This window comes from Blautia acetica (assembly GCF_038739805.1).
In the GTDB taxonomy this organism is placed as follows: Bacteria; Bacillota; Clostridia; order Lachnospirales; family Lachnospiraceae; genus Blautia.
This window is the reverse complement of record NZ_JBBEWO010000009.1, coordinates 83,018-98,874: the sequence shown is the minus strand read 5'-3', so window position 1 is coordinate 98,874 and position 15,857 is coordinate 83,018. Positions and strand designations below refer to the sequence as shown.

General features: G+C 43.8%; 15 protein-coding genes and 1 pseudogene. All 16 read right to left on the bottom strand.

Translation table 11 applies throughout. The features are described 5' to 3' along the window. Window positions 1-19 precede the first annotated feature (19 nt). Window positions 20-814 (bottom strand): ABC transporter ATP-binding protein, encoded by a 795-nt coding sequence (locus tag WBS51_RS08085; protein ID WP_173749453.1) that lies wholly within the window; start codon window positions 812-814, stop codon window positions 20-22. A gap of 8 nt (window positions 815-822) precedes the next feature. After that, window positions 823-1,764: an ABC transporter permease gene (locus tag WBS51_RS08080; RefSeq protein ID WP_173749380.1), complete on the bottom strand. Its 942-nt coding sequence runs from the start codon at window positions 1,762-1,764 to the stop codon at window positions 823-825. Window positions 1,765-1,786: 22 nt separating this feature from the next. After that, complete coding sequence (locus tag WBS51_RS08075; protein ID WP_173749379.1) at window positions 1,787-2,773, bottom strand: ABC transporter substrate-binding protein; 987 nt, start codon at window positions 2,771-2,773, stop codon at window positions 1,787-1,789. 103 nt (window positions 2,774-2,876) lie between these two features. After that, the gene (locus tag WBS51_RS08070) at window positions 2,877-3,491 is read right to left on the bottom strand and encodes a nucleoside recognition domain-containing protein (protein ID WP_173749378.1); all 615 of its coding nucleotides are present in this window, start codon (window positions 3,489-3,491) and stop codon (window positions 2,877-2,879) included. Between the two features lie 50 nt (window positions 3,492-3,541). Continuing rightward, entirely contained in the window at window positions 3,542-4,774 is a 1,233-nt protein-coding gene (locus WBS51_RS08065) for a CapA family protein (RefSeq protein ID WP_173749377.1), read from the bottom strand. Between the two features lie 28 nt (window positions 4,775-4,802). Further along, window positions 4,803-5,645 carry a 16S rRNA (cytidine(1402)-2'-O)-methyltransferase gene (rsmI, locus tag WBS51_RS08060; protein WP_173749376.1) on the bottom strand — a complete coding sequence of 281 codons (843 nt, stop codon included), beginning with the start codon at window positions 5,643-5,645 and terminating at the stop codon, window positions 4,803-4,805. Then, the gene (locus tag WBS51_RS08055) at window positions 5,642-6,394 is read right to left on the bottom strand and encodes a tRNA1(Val) (adenine(37)-N6)-methyltransferase (RefSeq protein ID WP_173749375.1); all 753 of its coding nucleotides are present in this window, start codon (window positions 6,392-6,394) and stop codon (window positions 5,642-5,644) included. Before WBS51_RS08055 ends, rsmI begins: the two co-directional genes overlap by 4 nt. A 30-nt stretch (window positions 6,395-6,424) precedes the next feature. Further along, complete coding sequence (locus tag WBS51_RS08050; protein WP_173749374.1) at window positions 6,425-7,309, bottom strand: PSP1 domain-containing protein; 885 nt, start codon at window positions 7,307-7,309, stop codon at window positions 6,425-6,427. A 2-nt stretch (window positions 7,310-7,311) separates the two neighbouring features. Then, entirely contained in the window at window positions 7,312-8,301 is a 990-nt protein-coding gene (gene holB, locus WBS51_RS08045; RefSeq protein ID WP_294459798.1) for a DNA polymerase III subunit delta', read from the bottom strand. 78 nt (window positions 8,302-8,379) lie between these two features. Then, complete coding sequence (locus WBS51_RS08040) at window positions 8,380-8,967, bottom strand: nucleoside/nucleotide kinase family protein (protein ID WP_173749372.1); 588 nt, start codon at window positions 8,965-8,967, stop codon at window positions 8,380-8,382. Beyond that, window positions 8,960-10,408, bottom strand: a complete 1,449-nt coding sequence (locus WBS51_RS08035; protein ID WP_294459807.1) for an aminotransferase class I/II-fold pyridoxal phosphate-dependent enzyme — start codon at window positions 10,406-10,408, stop codon at window positions 8,960-8,962. Before WBS51_RS08035 ends, WBS51_RS08040 begins: the two co-directional genes overlap by 8 nt. Before the next feature lie 102 nt (window positions 10,409-10,510). Next, window positions 10,511-10,669, bottom strand: a pseudogene (locus WBS51_RS15240) (IS3-like element ISRgn1 family transposase); the annotation flags it as partial. 203 nt (window positions 10,670-10,872) lie between these two features. Continuing rightward, window positions 10,873-12,252 carry a sulfatase family protein gene (locus WBS51_RS08030; RefSeq protein ID WP_294459811.1) on the bottom strand — a complete coding sequence of 460 codons (1,380 nt, stop codon included), beginning with the start codon at window positions 12,250-12,252 and terminating at the stop codon, window positions 10,873-10,875. 11 nt (window positions 12,253-12,263) lie between these two features. Then, entirely contained in the window at window positions 12,264-13,442 is a 1,179-nt protein-coding gene (locus WBS51_RS08025; protein ID WP_294459814.1) for a glycoside hydrolase family 88 protein, read from the bottom strand. A 28-nt stretch (window positions 13,443-13,470) separates the two neighbouring features. Further along, complete coding sequence (locus WBS51_RS08020; protein ID WP_173749295.1) at window positions 13,471-14,925, bottom strand: sulfatase-like hydrolase/transferase; 1,455 nt, start codon at window positions 14,923-14,925, stop codon at window positions 13,471-13,473. Then, the gene (locus WBS51_RS08015; protein WP_342694064.1) at window positions 14,922-15,857 is read right to left on the bottom strand and encodes a family 43 glycosylhydrolase; all 936 of its coding nucleotides are present in this window, start codon (window positions 15,855-15,857) and stop codon (window positions 14,922-14,924) included. Before WBS51_RS08015 ends, WBS51_RS08020 begins: the two co-directional genes overlap by 4 nt.

Here is a 15,857-nt window from a genome sequence, read left to right as displayed (position 1 = left end):
AAAGGGAGTTTTTCAAGTCTTATGCCAACATCATTCTGTCATTGGCAAATTCTCCTCCGCTGGCTTCCTCAAATTTTGCCAGAAGGTCGGAAACATGAAGTTTTTTCTTTTCTTCTCCTGACACATCATAAATGACCCGTCCTTCGTGCATCATAATCAGACGGTTTCCGTGCGCAATGGCGTCTTTCATATTATGTGTAACCATCATAGCCGTCAGTTGATTTTCCTCGATAATTTTATCGGAAATCTCCAGTACCTTTGCCGCGGTTTTGGGATCAAGGGCAGCTGTATGTTCATCTAAAAGCAGTAGTTTCGGCTTTTTCATAGCCGCCATCAGAAGTGTAATGGCCTGTCTCTGACCGCCGGAAAGCAGTCCCACTTTGCTGCTCAGTCTCTCTTCCAGTCCCAGATTCAGCTCTTTTAACTGCTCTTTATACTGCTCACGCTCTTTTTTTGAAATTCCCCACCGAAATCCCCGGTGTTCCCCCCTTCTGGCTGCAATGGCCATGTTTTCTTCAATAGACATGGTAGCCGCTGTGCCAATCATAGGGTCCTGAAAGACTCTTCCCAGATGTACGGCTCTCTTGTGTTCGGAAAGTCTTGTCAAATCCACCCCGTCTACAATGATATTTCCCTCATCAATAGGCCAGACACCTGCAATGGCATTCAGTGTCGTGGATTTTCCGGCTCCGTTTCCGCCGATAATGGTTACAAAATCGCCTGGATTCAGATTTAAATTTACACCGTTTAAAGCGATTTTCTCGTTAATGGTTCCCAGATTAAAAGTTTTATGTACATTTTGAATTTCCAGCATGTATCCCATTATTTTGTCCTCCTCTTCTTCCCTGCATATTTCCCTTTCAGATAAGGAATCGCCAGGAAAACAGCCACTACAAAAGCGGAAAACAGCTTCATATAATCCGATTTTACACCCAGCCATAATACCAGTGTATAAGCGACAAAATAGAGTATCGCGCCTACAAACACAGCCGCCAGCGTATAGGCAAATGCAATTTTCTTACCGGCACACAGTTTTGCAAAAATAACTTCACTGATAATCACGGCTGCAAGACCGATAACGATAGCGCCACGGCCTGCATTGACGTCTGCAGAACCCTGATACTGCGCATAGATGCCGCCGCACAGACCCACCAGTCCATTGGAAATCATCAGTGCAATCACCTTTGTGAAGTTTGTATTAATGCCCTGTGCCCTTGCCATCTGCGGATTACAGCCCGTAGCTCTGATAGAAGAGCCCAGTTCCGTACCGAAAAGCCAGTACACAACTGCTACCAGAATCAGACATCCTGCCACCAGTTTCACAAAAAAGAAAACACTGTCATCTGCTGTCACATATCTGGAAGAAGCCACCAGATTTCTCTGGGTCAGTCCAATACTCTGGTTTGCCTTTCCCATAATCCCCAAATTCACAGAATACAGGGAAATTTGTGTGAGAATACTTGCCAGAATTCCGGGGATTCCCAGCGCCGTATGCAGAAACCCTGTGACAAATCCCGCCGCCATGCCTGCCAGGAATGCAAACACCAGAGAAACAGCCGGGTGCATGCCGCTCTGAATCAACATAACCGCCACCGCACCTCCCGTTGCCAGCGAACCATCTACAGTTAAATCCGCAAAGTCCAAAATTCGGAAAGTGATATATACTCCCAATGCCATAATTCCCCATATCAGCCCCTGCGCCACGTTTCCCGGAAGCGCCCGCAGCAAAGCCATCGGATCTAATGCCAAATAACCTGTTATCATATCTCCTGTATCCTTTCTTCTCTTATTCCGCGATTGCTTCGTATCCTTCCGGCACTTTGATTCCTAATGCCTCACAAATAGCCGGATTATACATTTTCGTTACTTCCGGTGCGGTTTCAATTTCCATTGTGGTAATATCCGCTCCTTCAGCCAGAATCTCATACGCCATTTCCCCTGCCTTGTAGCCGATATCATAATAGCTGATGGATAAGGTAGCTATGCCGCATCCTGCACAGATTCCCTGTTCGCCTGCAATGACCGGAACTTTTGCCGGAAGGCAGACATTATTGATAATTTCTGTGTTATTCGCCATGGTGTTGTCTGTCGGAACGTAAAGCACATCGCACTCGCTCACCGCATTGGTGACAACGGACTGGATTTCATTAGAATCGGCCGCCGTATATTCTTTATAGGAAATGCCGTCTTTTTTCAGTTCTTCTGCAAACATCTTCGCCTGATATTCAGAATTTACTTCTGCTGAACAGTACAAAATACCCACTTGTTTCACATCCGGTACCAGTTCCAGAAGCATATCTTCCTGCTTGTCAATAGGTGCTAAATCACTGGTTCCTGAAATATTTACGCCGGTAGCACCTGTCCAGTCCTCCGGGTCGACGCCCAGAGCAGACGCATAATCGGTAATGGAAGTTCCCAGAATCGGGATATCTGCGGTAGCCTGTGCTGCAGTCTGCAAAGGCAGAGTCGCATTGGCAAGAATCAAATCCACATCCGAAGAGACAAAATTATTGATAATGGTGCTGCACATAGCCTGCTCGCCCTGGGCATTCTGCTTGTCAAATTCTACCTTGTCCTCACCAAATTTTTCTTTGCAGGCATCCTCAAACCCCTGGGTTGCCTGGTCTAAAGCATCATGCTCAAGCTGTTGGCAGATTCCGATTTTATAGACGTCTCCGCTGCTTTCTGCGGAATCTGATTCTCCTCCGCAGGCTGCCATGGACATTCCCATTGCTGCTGTCATTGTAAGGGCTAATAACTTCTTTCGTTTCATTTTTTTTCCTCCTTGTCGCCTCGATACTTTATCAAATAAAACCGTTACACTTCAACGTAGCAAAGCTGTAATGGAGTCATTATACACCCTGTCTTGCCATACGTCAATGCTTTCTTCTTTCCATTCCCTTACAAAACACCACTGCCACCGCCGTACTCACCAAGGTCGCTACAATGGCCGGCCCCACGATGGCTGTAGGATTCACACTCCCATACTGACTTCTGTAGGCAATAATATTCACAGGAATCAGCTGCAAAGATGATATGTTCAATATCAAAAACGTACACATCTCATTGCTGGCCATACCGCTTTCTCTGACCGTTCCCAAGGCCTTTCCCTGTCTTCTTTCTTCCTCCAGTTTCCCCAGTTCTTCCATGGCTTTCAGCCCAAAAGGTGTTGCCGCCCACCCAAGTCCCAGAAAATTGGCTATCATATTGGCAGAAATAAATTCCATGGCTCTGTGTTCCCCGGGTATCCGCGGAAACAAAAAAGCCAGAAGCGGCTGCATGCCTTTTGTCATTTTATCCACCAGTCCCGAAGTTCTGGCAATCTGCATAACACCTACCCACATAGCCACAATTCCTGCCATAGTAATACAAAGGGACACTGCCTCTTTCGCAGAGGAAAGAGCAGCGTCCGTCACTTGGTTCATATTTCCGGTAAGCGCACCGTACAAAATTCCTGTAAGAAGCATTACAGCCCAGAGTATATCCAGCATAAAACCTCCAGGAAATTCTTTTGTATCAGCTTATGAAAATATTCTGTATTCTATTCGTCTTTTGAAGAAGTATCTTCTTTCATTCCCATTCCGGTCACATCAAGTTCTGTTCCCACAGCCTGGCTGTACTCCTGTATCCTTGTGAAAATTGCTTCCTTCACTTCTCCCTCTACAGGCAGCGGCTGATAGTTGTTATATCCTTCTGTGTAAGCAGATGAAATCTTACACGGAATAATATTCTTCACATTGTCTTCCTGCAGTTCTCCGTCTACAAAGGTAAAAGTCTGCTGGAAAATCATGGTATCCATATCCGCGGGTCCTGAATTCCCGCCAAAGCAGAAGTTTCCCAGGCTGTACACAATATTTTTCCCTTTGTATTCTTCAATTCCCTGCAGTACATGAGGGTGATGTCCCAGCACTAAATCCGCTCCATTGTCAATGGCAGAATGAGCCAGGGCTACCTGGGTTTCGTTGGGAATATTCTCCCGCTCTTCCCCCCAGTGGAACGTTGCAATAATCAACTGCGCCCCCTGTTCCTTCAGATTGGCAATATTGTCTTTCATCTCCTGCTCACAGCCCATGTGGTCCCGCAGTTCGTAAGTTCCCAGAAGTCCTACCTTAATCCCCTGAATTTCTATGATAGCAGTCCTGTCATTTCCAAAGGAAATAATTCCCTCTGCGTCCAGAGCTGCTATGGTATCCGTATAACTTTTTTCCCCGTAATCGTAGGTGTGATTGTTTGCAAGATTTACGGTTTCCACATCACCCTCTGTAAGAATTTTCGCATATTCCGGAGAGGCTTTAAAAGCATACAGCTTATCTGCACGGGTTTCCTCCTCAGTCAGCGTTCCCTCCATGTTTACAATAGTTAAATCATCCGCTTCAAAAATAGATTTTACCTCTTTGAAGAAATAGGACGGGTCCTGTACCGCATCATATTTTCCCGTAAAGCCTGTTTCATAGTCGAAATTTTCGTCCGTACCAAGAGTACAGTCCCCTGCTGCACTGATTGTAAACACCGCATCCTGGGCTTTCTTGGCCTCTTCCGCTTTTTTCGCCTTTTCTTCTGCCTTTTGAACAGCTTCTGCTTTCTTCTGCTGTTCCTTTGCAGCCTTAGAATCTTTCTTTGCTCCTGACACCGCCGCTGTGACCAGAATCACCGCCAGAAGCCCTCCCACGGTTCCCAGAAGAATTCTCTGTTTTAAAACTTCTTTGCGCCGCTGCTGGCGTCTTCGCTCTCTTTCTCTTAATCGTTTTTCGTATTCTTTATCTCTTTCATTCATATGCTTTTCCCACTTCAAAATACAGATTTCAGTCTTTTAAAAGCGCCTGATAAACGTCTCGCTTACGGATTCCCCTGTCTTTTGCAACCTTTTTCATCGCTTCTTTTTTCTCAGTTCCCTGGTTCAGATAGAGATCCATATGCTCTTCCAGTGTCATGTCCTCCCATCTGCGCCGTTCTTCTTCTTCCAGTTCTTCTTTTTTGCGTCCCTCCAGCACCAGCACACATTCTCCTTTTGGAGCATGCTCACCATACCAGCTGACGGCCTCTGAAAGAGTTCCCCGAAAGACACTTTCGTGCTTCTTCGTCAACTCCCTGCATACGGAAATTCTCCGCTCTCCCAGTGCTTCGTAAAGTTCCTCCAGGGTCTTTATTAATCTGTGAGGTGCCTCATAAAGAATCAGGGTTCTGGTTTCCGCTTTCAGGGATTCCAAAATAAAACTTCTCTCCTTCTTATCAGAAGGCAGAAAAGCTTCAAAGGAAAACCTTCTGGTAGGCAGCCCGGAAAGGGTCAGCGCCGTAATGCAGGCCGCCGCGCCGGGAAGAGAAGTCACCTCAAGACCTGCTTCATAGCACATGGCCACCAGCTCTTCTCCCGGGTCTGAAATTCCCGGTGTTCCGGCATCTGTAATCAGGGCAATGTTTTTGCCTTCCTCCATCAGCTGAATCAAATACCGCCCCTTATCAAACTTATTGTACTCATGATAGCTGGTCATAGGGGTTTTAATCTCAAAATGATTCAGAAGCTTAATGCTGTTTCTGGTGTCTTCTGCGGCAATCAAATCCACCTCTTTCAGCGTCCGCAGCACCCGGTAAGTAATGTCCTCCAGGTTGCCGATGGGGGTTGCACACAGGTATAATTTTCCGCTCATTTTTTCGTCTCCTGTCCGTAAATATCCAATACCTCACGGGTATAAACGCCTGGTTTCTCATATACAATCAAGGGCTTTTCCACTGTAATTCTGGACTTGCCGCCCCGCATACCTTCCACCAGCACCAGGTTGGGCTCTTTGTCCACATAGGGGTGTACCAGCCGCATGCGCTTAGGCTCAATGCCATACTGCACCATTACGGAAAATATTTCCGCCAGCCGGAAGGGACGATGCACCATATAAAATCTGCCCCTTGGTTTTAATACTTTTGCCGCCTGGCTGACAATGTCTTCCAGGTTACACAAAGTTTCATGCCGGGCAATGACTTTGGCCTGATTTTCTCCAGTCAGCCCATGACTGCCCACCATATAAGGCGGATTGGTTGTTACCACATCAAAAAAAGCCCCTCCGTAAATCGACGCGGCCTCTTTAATGTCTCCTGTTGTAATCGTAATGTCTTTTTCCAGGTGATTGTACTGTACACTTCTTCTGGCTACGTCTGCGCTTTCTTCCTGTATTTCCAGACCGGTAAAATGCCCCTGGGGATACCTTGCCTTTAATAAAACGGGGACGATTCCAGTGCCCGTCCCCATATCCAGCACTTCCTCTCCCGGTTTCACGCAGGCAAACCAGGAGAGCAGCACGGCATCTATCCCAAAGCAGAACTGCTTCGGATTTTGTATCAGCATGTATCCGTTTTGCAGGTCGTCCAGTCTTTCATGTTCCAGAAGCAAACTCTTCTCTTCCATGAAATTTCCTCTCTGTCTCTTTTCTTTCTCTTATTTATCTCTTTCCAGCTCTTTGAGCGCCTTCATCTCTTCGTCTGACAGGCGGATTTTTTCCCGTTTCTGTCTGGCTTTGAATTTCAGTTCAGAAGCCGGATATTCCCGGATTTCTTTCTCATCTTCCACGTCTACAATAACTTTTACCAGCTGTCTTAACACATTGACGCTCTGTACCTCACCTTTTAATCCGTCAGAGGTGGTTACCCGGTCGCCTGTATTCGGCAGCTTTTTGTTCAGTTCCTCGTAAGTTTCTTCCTCATTTTTCAGACAGCACATCAGACGTCCGCAGACACCGGAAATTTTCGTCGGATTTAAGGAAAGATTCTGCTCCTTTGCCATTTTAATGGACACGGGGACAAATTCTGACAGGTAAGTATGGCAGCAAAGAGGACGTCCGCAAATTCCGATTCCTCCCAGAATTTTCGTCTCATCCCGAACACCAATCTGACGAAGTTCGATTCGGGTCTTAAAAATAGACGCCAAATCCTTTACCAGCTCACGGAAGTCAATTCTTCCGTCTGCCGTGAAATAAAACAGAATTTTGTTGTTATCAAAGGTGTATTCCACATCTATCAGTTTCATATTCAGGCTGTGTTCTCTGATTTTTTTCAGACAGATACGAAAAGCTTCCTTTTCCTTTTTCCGATTGGTTTCTTCCTTTTTGTCATCCTGGGTATTGGCAATGCGGATAACCTCTTTTAAAGGCTGCACCACCTTTTCATCTTCTACATCCCGAGGTGCCAGCACCACACTGCCGTATTCCACACCTCTTGCCGTTTCCACAATTACATGGTCTCCGGATTTGATTTCCAGATTTTTAGGGGAAAAATAATAGATTTTACCCACATTGCGGAATCTTACTCCAATTACTCTTGTCATGATTAGTTCTCCCTGATTGTAAGGAACAGAAGTTCCATGGTTAAGTCAAAATTCACGTTGGCCTGCAGACGCTGTTTGGCAGTCTCAATGGCCTTGATAATGGTTTCCAGCCCTTCATAGGAGCTGACGTCTGCGCGGCTTTTAATATCATTGTATTCCTGCCTGAAAACCAGTCCGTCTATCTGATTGGTTGCTTTAAACATCAGCACATCCCGGAACCACACCAGGAACAAATCCAGGTATTCATAAACTGTGTGCTTCTGTTCCGACAGCAGCTTTATGGCGTCTACCATTTCATAGACTTCTATATCTTTTCCTTTTTTCAGGATTCGAAAAGCTGCTTCCATCATTTCCGCAAAGTCCTCTGCCGTTGCAATCTGCTTTGCTCTTCCCACATTTCCCTGGGCGAAAGCCACACTGACTTCTGCCTGATAATCCGGCACATGAAGCTCTTCCATAAGGTATTTCTTAATCACCTCATCCCGGACGGGCTTAAAATTCAATGTTACACATCTGGAGGCAATGGTCGGAAGCAACGTTGCGCCATTATTGACCAGAAGCATAATGACTGCATATGCCGGCGGCTCTTCAATGGTTTTCAAAAGGGCATTCTGCGCCTGTACCGTCAATTTTTCCGCCTCATCTACGATGTAAACCTTATAAGGCCCTGTATAAGGCTTAATGTCCACATCTGCAATGAGCTGTTCCCGGATATCCTCAATTCCAATGGAGTTGGGTTTTTCATGGCTTACATAAATAATATCCGGGTGGTTCCGGTTCATCGCTTTCTTACAGGAACTGCACTGCAGACATGGTTCCTTCCCATGTTTTTCACACTGCAATGTCATAGCAAATAATTTTGCCAGCAGCTTTTTGCCGCTTCCCTTCTCTCCTGCAAAAATATAGGAATGGGAAACTTTATCCATAGCCGCTGCATTCTGCAAATGTTTAATTACTTCTTCGTGTCCCAATACTTTTTCTATTTCCTGCATTGCAATTCACCTCAATTCCCGTAATCCCGAAGGATTTCTTATCTTTGTTTATAGCACATTATAGCATATATTTTCCGTCTACTGCAACTTTTGTATACTGTTTTTAATTTCTTTTATACAATTCTCCAATTCTATATTCAGGAATCTTTTTGAGATTCCCGCCTGCTGCAGTTTTTCCTCGCTGAAATCCTCCGCATCAGCCAGAAAACGCCGGCACATCTCTTCATATTTAGGTATTTTCTGCAATTCTTCCCTGCGAATGGCCCGGCGCAGGCGTTCTCCGTCCTCCACCTCCACATACACAGGCACTACGCTTTCTTCTCCGTAATATTTCTTCATCCCCTCATAGGATTCCAGCGTGCCGATGCCCAGATAACTGTTTTCTGCAAGTTCCAGCGTTCCGTCATCTGCTGTAAAGTACGTCCAGGGTCCATATACGGTCTGATAGGTGCGGGATTCAATGACTTTTTCCTGTTCCTGCAATTTCTCAAAACAGGCCTCATCCGTAAAATGGTACTCCCGGCCTTCCTGTTCCCCCTCCCGCATGGGTCTGGTGGTATATAAAACAATTCTGGAAAGCCCCAGCTGACTATCCTCCAAAAGCCGGCTGTAAATCGTATCTTTTCCAGAGGAACTTTTTCCCATAATATAAAAAATTTTACCCATTATTTTTCCTTTCTTCCACAATGTAAATCGAATTCTGGCTGTAATCTTTCATTCCCTGCAAAGTCAATCCCTGTAGCTTTAATTCTTCCATATGTCTGAAAAATTCCGGACTGATTCGCTCTCCCGGCACCAAAAGCGGGATTCCCGGCGGATAGAGATAGACATATTCCGCAGAAATTTTCCCTATGCTTTCCTCTAAAGGAACTTTTCGGCAAGGGCTTTCCATGGCTTTCCAGACAGGATACACCCGCTCGTTGTGCACCTGCTGACAGCTCTCTATAAAGCAAAAGCCCTCCGGTGCATGTTTCTCTGCCAGCTCCCTGTCAATTTCCAGAAGAGCCTTTGTGAGTCTTTGAAAGCCTTCCCGGCTGTCTGCCACGCTGGTGAGCGCCAGGATATACTGTTCTGCCTCCATTTCCATTTCCAGGTGATACCGCTTACGCAGAAGTTCATGGAGTCCCGGACCGTCTATGTCTGCCCCTGCTGTAGAAATGACAATTTTAGAACAATCAAAATCAAAAATATCTTTCTGTTCTGTCAATTCTTTTCCTATCAATCGCAGTACCCGTAATTTGCCCAGTGCTTTGCGGCATTCCTGCAGATACTCCCAAAATTGTCCAAACTGTTCCTGCCCCTGTTCTTTCACATAGCGCAGACAGTAGGAAATTCCTCCCATAAGTATATAAGATGGACTGCTGGTTTCGTAGATGTCCAGAAATTCTTCCAGTTTTTCCTCTGACACCCGTCCTCCCTTTTTGTGAAGAAGTGCAGTCTGCGTCATGGCGGGCAATGTTTTATGTAAACTATGAATCACCACATCGACCCCCAGTTCCAGCGCAGATACAGGAAATGCAGGGTGAAAGGCAAAGTGCGCGCCATGAGCTTCATCTACAAGCAGCGGGATTCCATGTCTGTGGACAATTTCTGCAATTTTTTCAATATCAGATACCACACCGTCATAAGTAGGTGAAGTAATCATAACCGCTTCTGTGTCTGGATTTTCTTCCAATGCTTTTTCCACATCTGCAGGGCTGATTCCGCCGTTTAATCCACAAAATGGTTCATAAGATGGGTATAAATACACGGTTTCCAGTCCCCGCAGATAGGCGGCATGGTACACAGCTTTGTGACAGTTGCGCGCCATCAGAAGCTTCCCGTTCCGGGAAGTACAGGCCGAAACAGCCGCCAGAATCCCAGCCGTACTGCCATTGATTAAAAACCAGGATTTCTCTGCGTGATATAACTCTGCCGCCAAATCCTGATTTTCTTTTATAATGCCCTCGGCATGGTGCAGATTGTCAAAGTCTGTAATTTCCGTGATGTCCACAGCGTAGGGATTGCGCAGGGATTCATTTTGTACCTGGCGCTTGTGCCCCGGCATGTGGAAAGGGTAGAAGTCTGTACGGCTGTATTCGTACAGGGATTTATCAAGATAGTTCATGTGCGTGACTCCGTTTTTCGTAAATGTATTTTTTTTCTATCATAACATGAGAGGACGCACAAATTCCATATTCTTTTCTATAAATAGGGCAGCGTTTTCCACGCTTAATGCTTTTTCCAATATTGTTTTTGCAAGTTCAGCATTTATGTAATCTGAGTTAGCAGTCGCAACTACACTTCGGTCATACAGGTCAATAATAGAGTAATTATAGCGCATTTTCCCGTTTGCCAGCCAGATATATGTAAAATCTGTACACCATATAAAAGTTGCTCCTGCAGCATATCTAAATATTCCCTCAGACTCCTTTCACAGCCTGCTGCAAGCTCCTCGTCCAACTCTGTAATCATCACCGGATTTTGCTGATAAGAATCTTCTTTATTCTTGTATCTTTTTTCTTCTTTTTCTTAATCTTCGTCATGATACTAAAAACGGAGGTCATTGCCTAAGCAACAACCTCCTGATTTTTATATAAGAAACGGGTCCCGCTGCATGTCTAAGTATTCCCTCAGACTCCTTTCATATCCCGCTGCAAGCTCCTCGTTCAGCTCCGTAATCATAATGGGATTTTGCTGATAAGGATCTTCTTCATTGTTATACAACATTTTCACCTGTTTTTCTCCCGGTTTATATCCATTATTTATTACAAAAGTATGTGTATGTGTCCGAATACCCCTCCAGCCATAGCACTTACTGTTCAACCCCTGTTTTTCAAAGGCTGCCACCATTTCCGGCATTCCCGGATAAGAGCATAAAAACGCATCCTTTGGCGCATCATTTTCCTGTCCCAGTATTCCCGGCGCATGATTAAAGCCCTGACAGGTATCCGGCACAGGAATATCCAACAGTCCTAAAAGTGTAGGCATGTGGTCGGGACTTGCTACCAGCTCCTTATATTTTGCAGGAGCAAGACGCCCTTTCTGGCGGATATACAATGGAATGTGGATAGACTCCTCATACCATACATTTTTGCCCATGTGTCCATGTGAACCTAACATTTCTCCATGATCTGCAGAAAGTACCACAATCGTATCTTCTTCCATTCCATTTTCTTTCAAAAACTCTAAAAGTCTTCCAAACTGTTCATCTACACCGGTAACTGCTGCAAAATACTGTCTGGTAATAGTTTCCATATCCGGAGTCCGTTTTTCCTCAGGCACATTTTCTCTGAAATACACCGGCATATCCTTGTACTGTTCATAATATTTATCCGGTACCAATTCATGCGGAAGATGAGGTGGATTGTAAGAGACAAACAATGCAAAGGGCTCCGCCTGATTTTTCTTTTCTTCCATATATTCCAATGCCTTATCCGTCTCAAATTCCGGCGACCAGCAACCCGGCTTAATCTGTTCCGGTGTATCCGCCCAATAATGGGGATCTAAATGTTCATCACAAGCACCATAAGACAGCCAATAATCAAAACCTTGTCTTCTTTCCCCCGGTGGTGTATAAGCATCCCAGTGACTTGCCCCGGAAATCGGATTTTTCTCAAAGTTCTGTTCGGAAGCATCTAAATGCCATTTTCCAATATAACCTGTATGGTAGCCTGTATCCTTTAATACATTTCCAATACAGGTTTCCTGCGGTTTTAACATTAAGACTTCACTCAATCCTATTTTACAGTTGGTCCACATTCCTACACTAAAAGGATATTTTCCCGTAAACAGAGATGCACGATGAGGAGAACAAAGTGGAAAGGTACTGACCGCTTCGGTGCAGTCTAAGCTTTCCCTTGCAAAGCTGTCCATGTGTGGCGTACACACTTCATCTGATTTTGCATACCCCATTGCCTGATATCTCCACTGATCCAGAAAAACATATAATAAATTTGGTCTTTTCTTCATGATTTTCCTCCTTACCAGTAAGGGTTCCATGCTCCACATCTTCTTCTAAGAGCTTCTAAATAGAAATAATCCCCCCATGTATTACACTCATCCACACCTCTATCCGTACAGGTATTTTCTTTGGTGTCTCTTGCATAAGTGCCATGCAACAGAAGTCCATTCGACTGTTCAATGGATTTTACCGCACAGCTCTCAATCAAAGCACGCAACATTTTATCGGCTGCCATACAGTATTTTTCTGCTTCCTCTTTTTCCAGATACGGAAGCATTTCATAAATACCACAAATCGCAATGGCAGAGGAAGAAGAATCTCTTGGTTCTGTGCTCCCTGTGTCAAAGTCAAAATCCCAATATGGAATTAAATCCTCCGGTAAATGCTCAATAAAGTAATCGGTTACATCTTGGAACATCTGAATATATTCTGGATTTTTTTGATAGCGATAGCTCAAAGCTACACCATAAACCCCCCATGCCTGTCCTCTTGCCCATGCAGAACCATTTCGATTTCCCTGATGCGTTACGCCATGAGAAGGCTTTCCGGTTTCCGGATCAATATAATATGTGTGATAAGTAGAATGATCCTCTCTTAACACGCACTGCATTGCTGTATGAATATGTTTGCATGCCTTTTCAGCATATTCCGGATTTCCTGTTGCCTCTGTTGCCCAGTATAATAAGGGAAGATTTAACAGACAGTCAATAATTAGGCGATAATCCTTTGGATCTCCTACATTTCCCCATGCCTGAATAAACTCTCCGTTTTCTCTGTATCTGGTAAGCAAGTGATCGGCTGCCAATATTGCAGCCTCTTTTCCCTTTTCGTTTCCGCAAAGTTTATATGCCGCAACACAGGAAAGACTATACAGAAATCCCATATCGTGATTATTCACATCAATTTTTTTCTGAATACGATTTAAAAAGCTGTTTACATGAATTTCCCCTGTTTTCTTAAATTCCTCATCGTTTGTAAGCTCATAAGCCAGCCATACAACACCGGTCCAAAATCCTGTGGTCCATTCTGCATTTTCTGTCTGCCAATAAAATCCCTGCTTCGTATTTGGTGACTGAAAAAAATCTGTAAAATCTTTTAAATTTCCTTTTACAATATCTGTTGCCTGACGAACTGCCTGTTCAATCAACTCCTGACTACACCCTTGATATTTTTCAAGGTTTTCAAATGTCTGTGCCATAATTTTCTCCTCTTCCGCTATGATCATACTATTTTTCACAATAATACGTATCTGTTTTTTCTGAATAAATGCCGGCTCGACACATTTGTCCCAATCCGGTGACACTCTCTTTTACTCCATCTACCTTTTCATCTGCATACTTATTAAACCATTCATTTAACCTTGCTCTCATTTCGACTACCGTTTTTTCATATTTCGGTTGTCCGCATAAATTTTCTTTTTCCTCCGGATCCTCCGTTAAATAATATAGCTCATGAGGTCCATACGGATATCGATGAATATATTTCCAATCTTGATTGCGAATCATACGCACCGGACCATATTCATCAAACACCACGATTTCTTCATCCCTCTTCCTCTGTTCCTTTTCCCCTCGAAGAAGATATGCAAAGCTTCTGCCCGGCAATTTTTTATAATTCTCTCCATCTATGTGACAAAGCTCTAAAAGTGTGGGAAAAATATCATATGCACTAAGAATAGTTTCTTCTCTTTTTCCTTGCGGAATTACCCCCGGTAAAGACATAAGAAATGGTACTTTTACAGATGTTTCGTACATATTAAAAGGAAACGTTCCATTTCCTTTCCCCCATACACCATGATGCCCCATACTCATACCATTATCTGCTGTATACACAACAAGAGTATTTTCTCTTAACCCATTTGCCTCAAGAGTATCTAAAATCCTTCCGATTTGCTCATCCATTGCGCTGATTGCCGCAAAGTAACCTCTGAGATTTTCTTTTCTCTTTTCAGTTCCAAATACCGGTCCCGTAGTTAAATCCGGGTGATCTGCCTCATCAGGAATACTTGGGAAATCACAATTTTCATAGTAATCCATCCATTTTTTAGGATGTTGTCCTTCTCCCCATGGAGAATGAGGTGCTGTAAAATGCACAGAAAGATAAAAGGGTTCTTCTTGATGCTGAAACTCGTTTAAGTATTCTATTGCTTTGTTTGCAATTACTTCTGTAACATACTGATTGTGCAAAACTTTTATATTTCCATTTTCCACAATATCCGGATGAAAATAATCACATCCCCCTAATCCAATGGTATACCACTTAGAAAAACCATGTTGAGGGCAAACACTGTCACCTAAATGCCATTTACCTGCCAGAGCACACCTATATCCATTTTCATTTAGCACATCTGTGTATGTAGTTTTTCCTTCTAAATAAGAAATCGGCTTGTTTTCACAGGAATACCCATTCCAGTACGGATTTTCTCTGCCTGCCTCTTCAAACTTATCTTTATCAATATTTCCGCTTCGTATCCAGTCATGCACACCATGAGAAGAAGGAATATTACCGGTAAGTACAGAGGCTCTTGCCGGAGAGCAGACCGGCGATACACAGTAAAAATTTTGAAACTGCATTCCGCTTTCTGCTATTCGATTTAAGTTAGGTGTATACAATTCTTTTGTTCCCCCACAGTTCATCGCCCATGAACCTTGGTCATCTGCCATGATGAATAAAATATTCATGTAGTATCTCCTCCCCCCCACTCTAAATGTAAATCCGTATCTGAAGAAAATATTAATGGTAAAAGTACATATTCCGACTGAAAATACGCTTCTCCGCAACCACCCCAACGGTCTCCCAAATACCAATATTGGACTTCACCTGATAAAATATTCTCTGTTTTAATAATTGCAGTAGGTTGAGATTGAAACGTAGTTTCATTTCCCAGCTCAAAACGCTTCGACCACCCATGGTCAATACAGCGGGAATATGCGTAAGACGACTGATTTGGTTTCCAGCCTGTGCATCCGCTGGTTAAAAGATAATAATATCCGTTTCTTTTAAACATCACCGGCGCTTCTCTTAGTTCTCCCGACCATAAAGTACACACTTTACTCTCGATTGACAAATAATCCTCTGTCAAACGATAAATATGTAAATCCTGATTATCTCTTGCAGCAGATATAAAATATGCACACTTATCATCATCTACAAAAAGAGTACAATCCCGTGACATGTATCCCATTGGATTGAAGCTTCCAAGATATGTATAATCTCCGTCAATGGTATCACACACAGCTACCGCACATCTGGCAAGTTTATAGTCTGACGGCATCTCCCAATGTGCCCACATCACATATTGTTGCGTTTTTTCATTGTAAATCACCTTAGGGCGCTCTATATTGCAACCTGTACCAATAGAAGCTTTCTGTTCCGGTATATCCAAACGCAAATCTCTGTCCGAAAATTTTTCCTCTACCTCCGAGTCCAGAGTTAAAATGTGATTACAAAATTCCCAATTTAAAAAATCCTTCGATTTATAACAGGAAACTTTGTTTCTCTGTGTTCTGTTTTCTCCAATCCAGTAATAAATCCCGTTTTCTATTAAAATCTGCCCTCCATGAGCATGTAAGATTTCTCCATGATTATCTTTTGGAAGAAACACACTTTTCAT

Bases quoted from the DNA above. Each gene is read 5' to 3' on its own strand.
- WBS51_RS08035 (WP_294459807.1), bottom strand. From the start codon at position 10,408: ATGAACTATCTTGATAAATCCCTGTACGAATACAGCCGTACAGACTTC.
- WBS51_RS08015 (WP_342694064.1), bottom strand. From the start codon at position 15,857: ATGAAAAGTGTGTTTCTTCCAAAAGATAATCATGGAGAAATCTTACAT.
- WBS51_RS08080 (WP_173749380.1), bottom strand. From the start codon at position 1,764: ATGATAACAGGTTATTTGGCATTAGATCCGATGGCTTTGCTGCGGGCG.
- WBS51_RS08065 (WP_173749377.1), bottom strand. From the start codon at position 4,774: ATGAATGAAAGAGATAAAGAATACGAAAAACGATTAAGAGAAAGAGAG.
- WBS51_RS08075 (WP_173749379.1), bottom strand. From the start codon at position 2,773: ATGAAACGAAAGAAGTTATTAGCCCTTACAATGACAGCAGCAATGGGA.
- holB (WP_294459798.1), bottom strand. From the start codon at position 8,301: ATGCAGGAAATAGAAAAAGTATTGGGACACGAAGAAGTAATTAAACAT.
- WBS51_RS08070 (WP_173749378.1), bottom strand. From the start codon at position 3,491: ATGCTGGATATACTCTGGGCTGTAATGCTTCTTACAGGAATTTTGTAC.
- WBS51_RS08030 (WP_294459811.1), bottom strand. From the start codon at position 12,252: ATGAAGAAAAGACCAAATTTATTATATGTTTTTCTGGATCAGTGGAGA.
- WBS51_RS08020 (WP_173749295.1), bottom strand. From the start codon at position 14,925: ATGAATATTTTATTCATCATGGCAGATGACCAAGGTTCATGGGCGATG.
- WBS51_RS08085 (WP_173749453.1), bottom strand. From the start codon at position 814: ATGCTGGAAATTCAAAATGTACATAAAACTTTTAATCTGGGAACCATT.
- rsmI (WP_173749376.1), bottom strand. From the start codon at position 5,645: ATGAGCGGAAAATTATACCTGTGTGCAACCCCCATCGGCAACCTGGAG.
- WBS51_RS08025 (WP_294459814.1), bottom strand. From the start codon at position 13,442: ATGGCACAGACATTTGAAAACCTTGAAAAATATCAAGGGTGTAGTCAG.
- WBS51_RS08040 (WP_173749372.1), bottom strand. From the start codon at position 8,967: ATGGGTAAAATTTTTTATATTATGGGAAAAAGTTCCTCTGGAAAAGAT.
- WBS51_RS08055 (WP_173749375.1), bottom strand. From the start codon at position 6,394: ATGGAAGAGAAGAGTTTGCTTCTGGAACATGAAAGACTGGACGACCTG.
- WBS51_RS08050 (WP_173749374.1), bottom strand. From the start codon at position 7,309: ATGACAAGAGTAATTGGAGTAAGATTCCGCAATGTGGGTAAAATCTAT.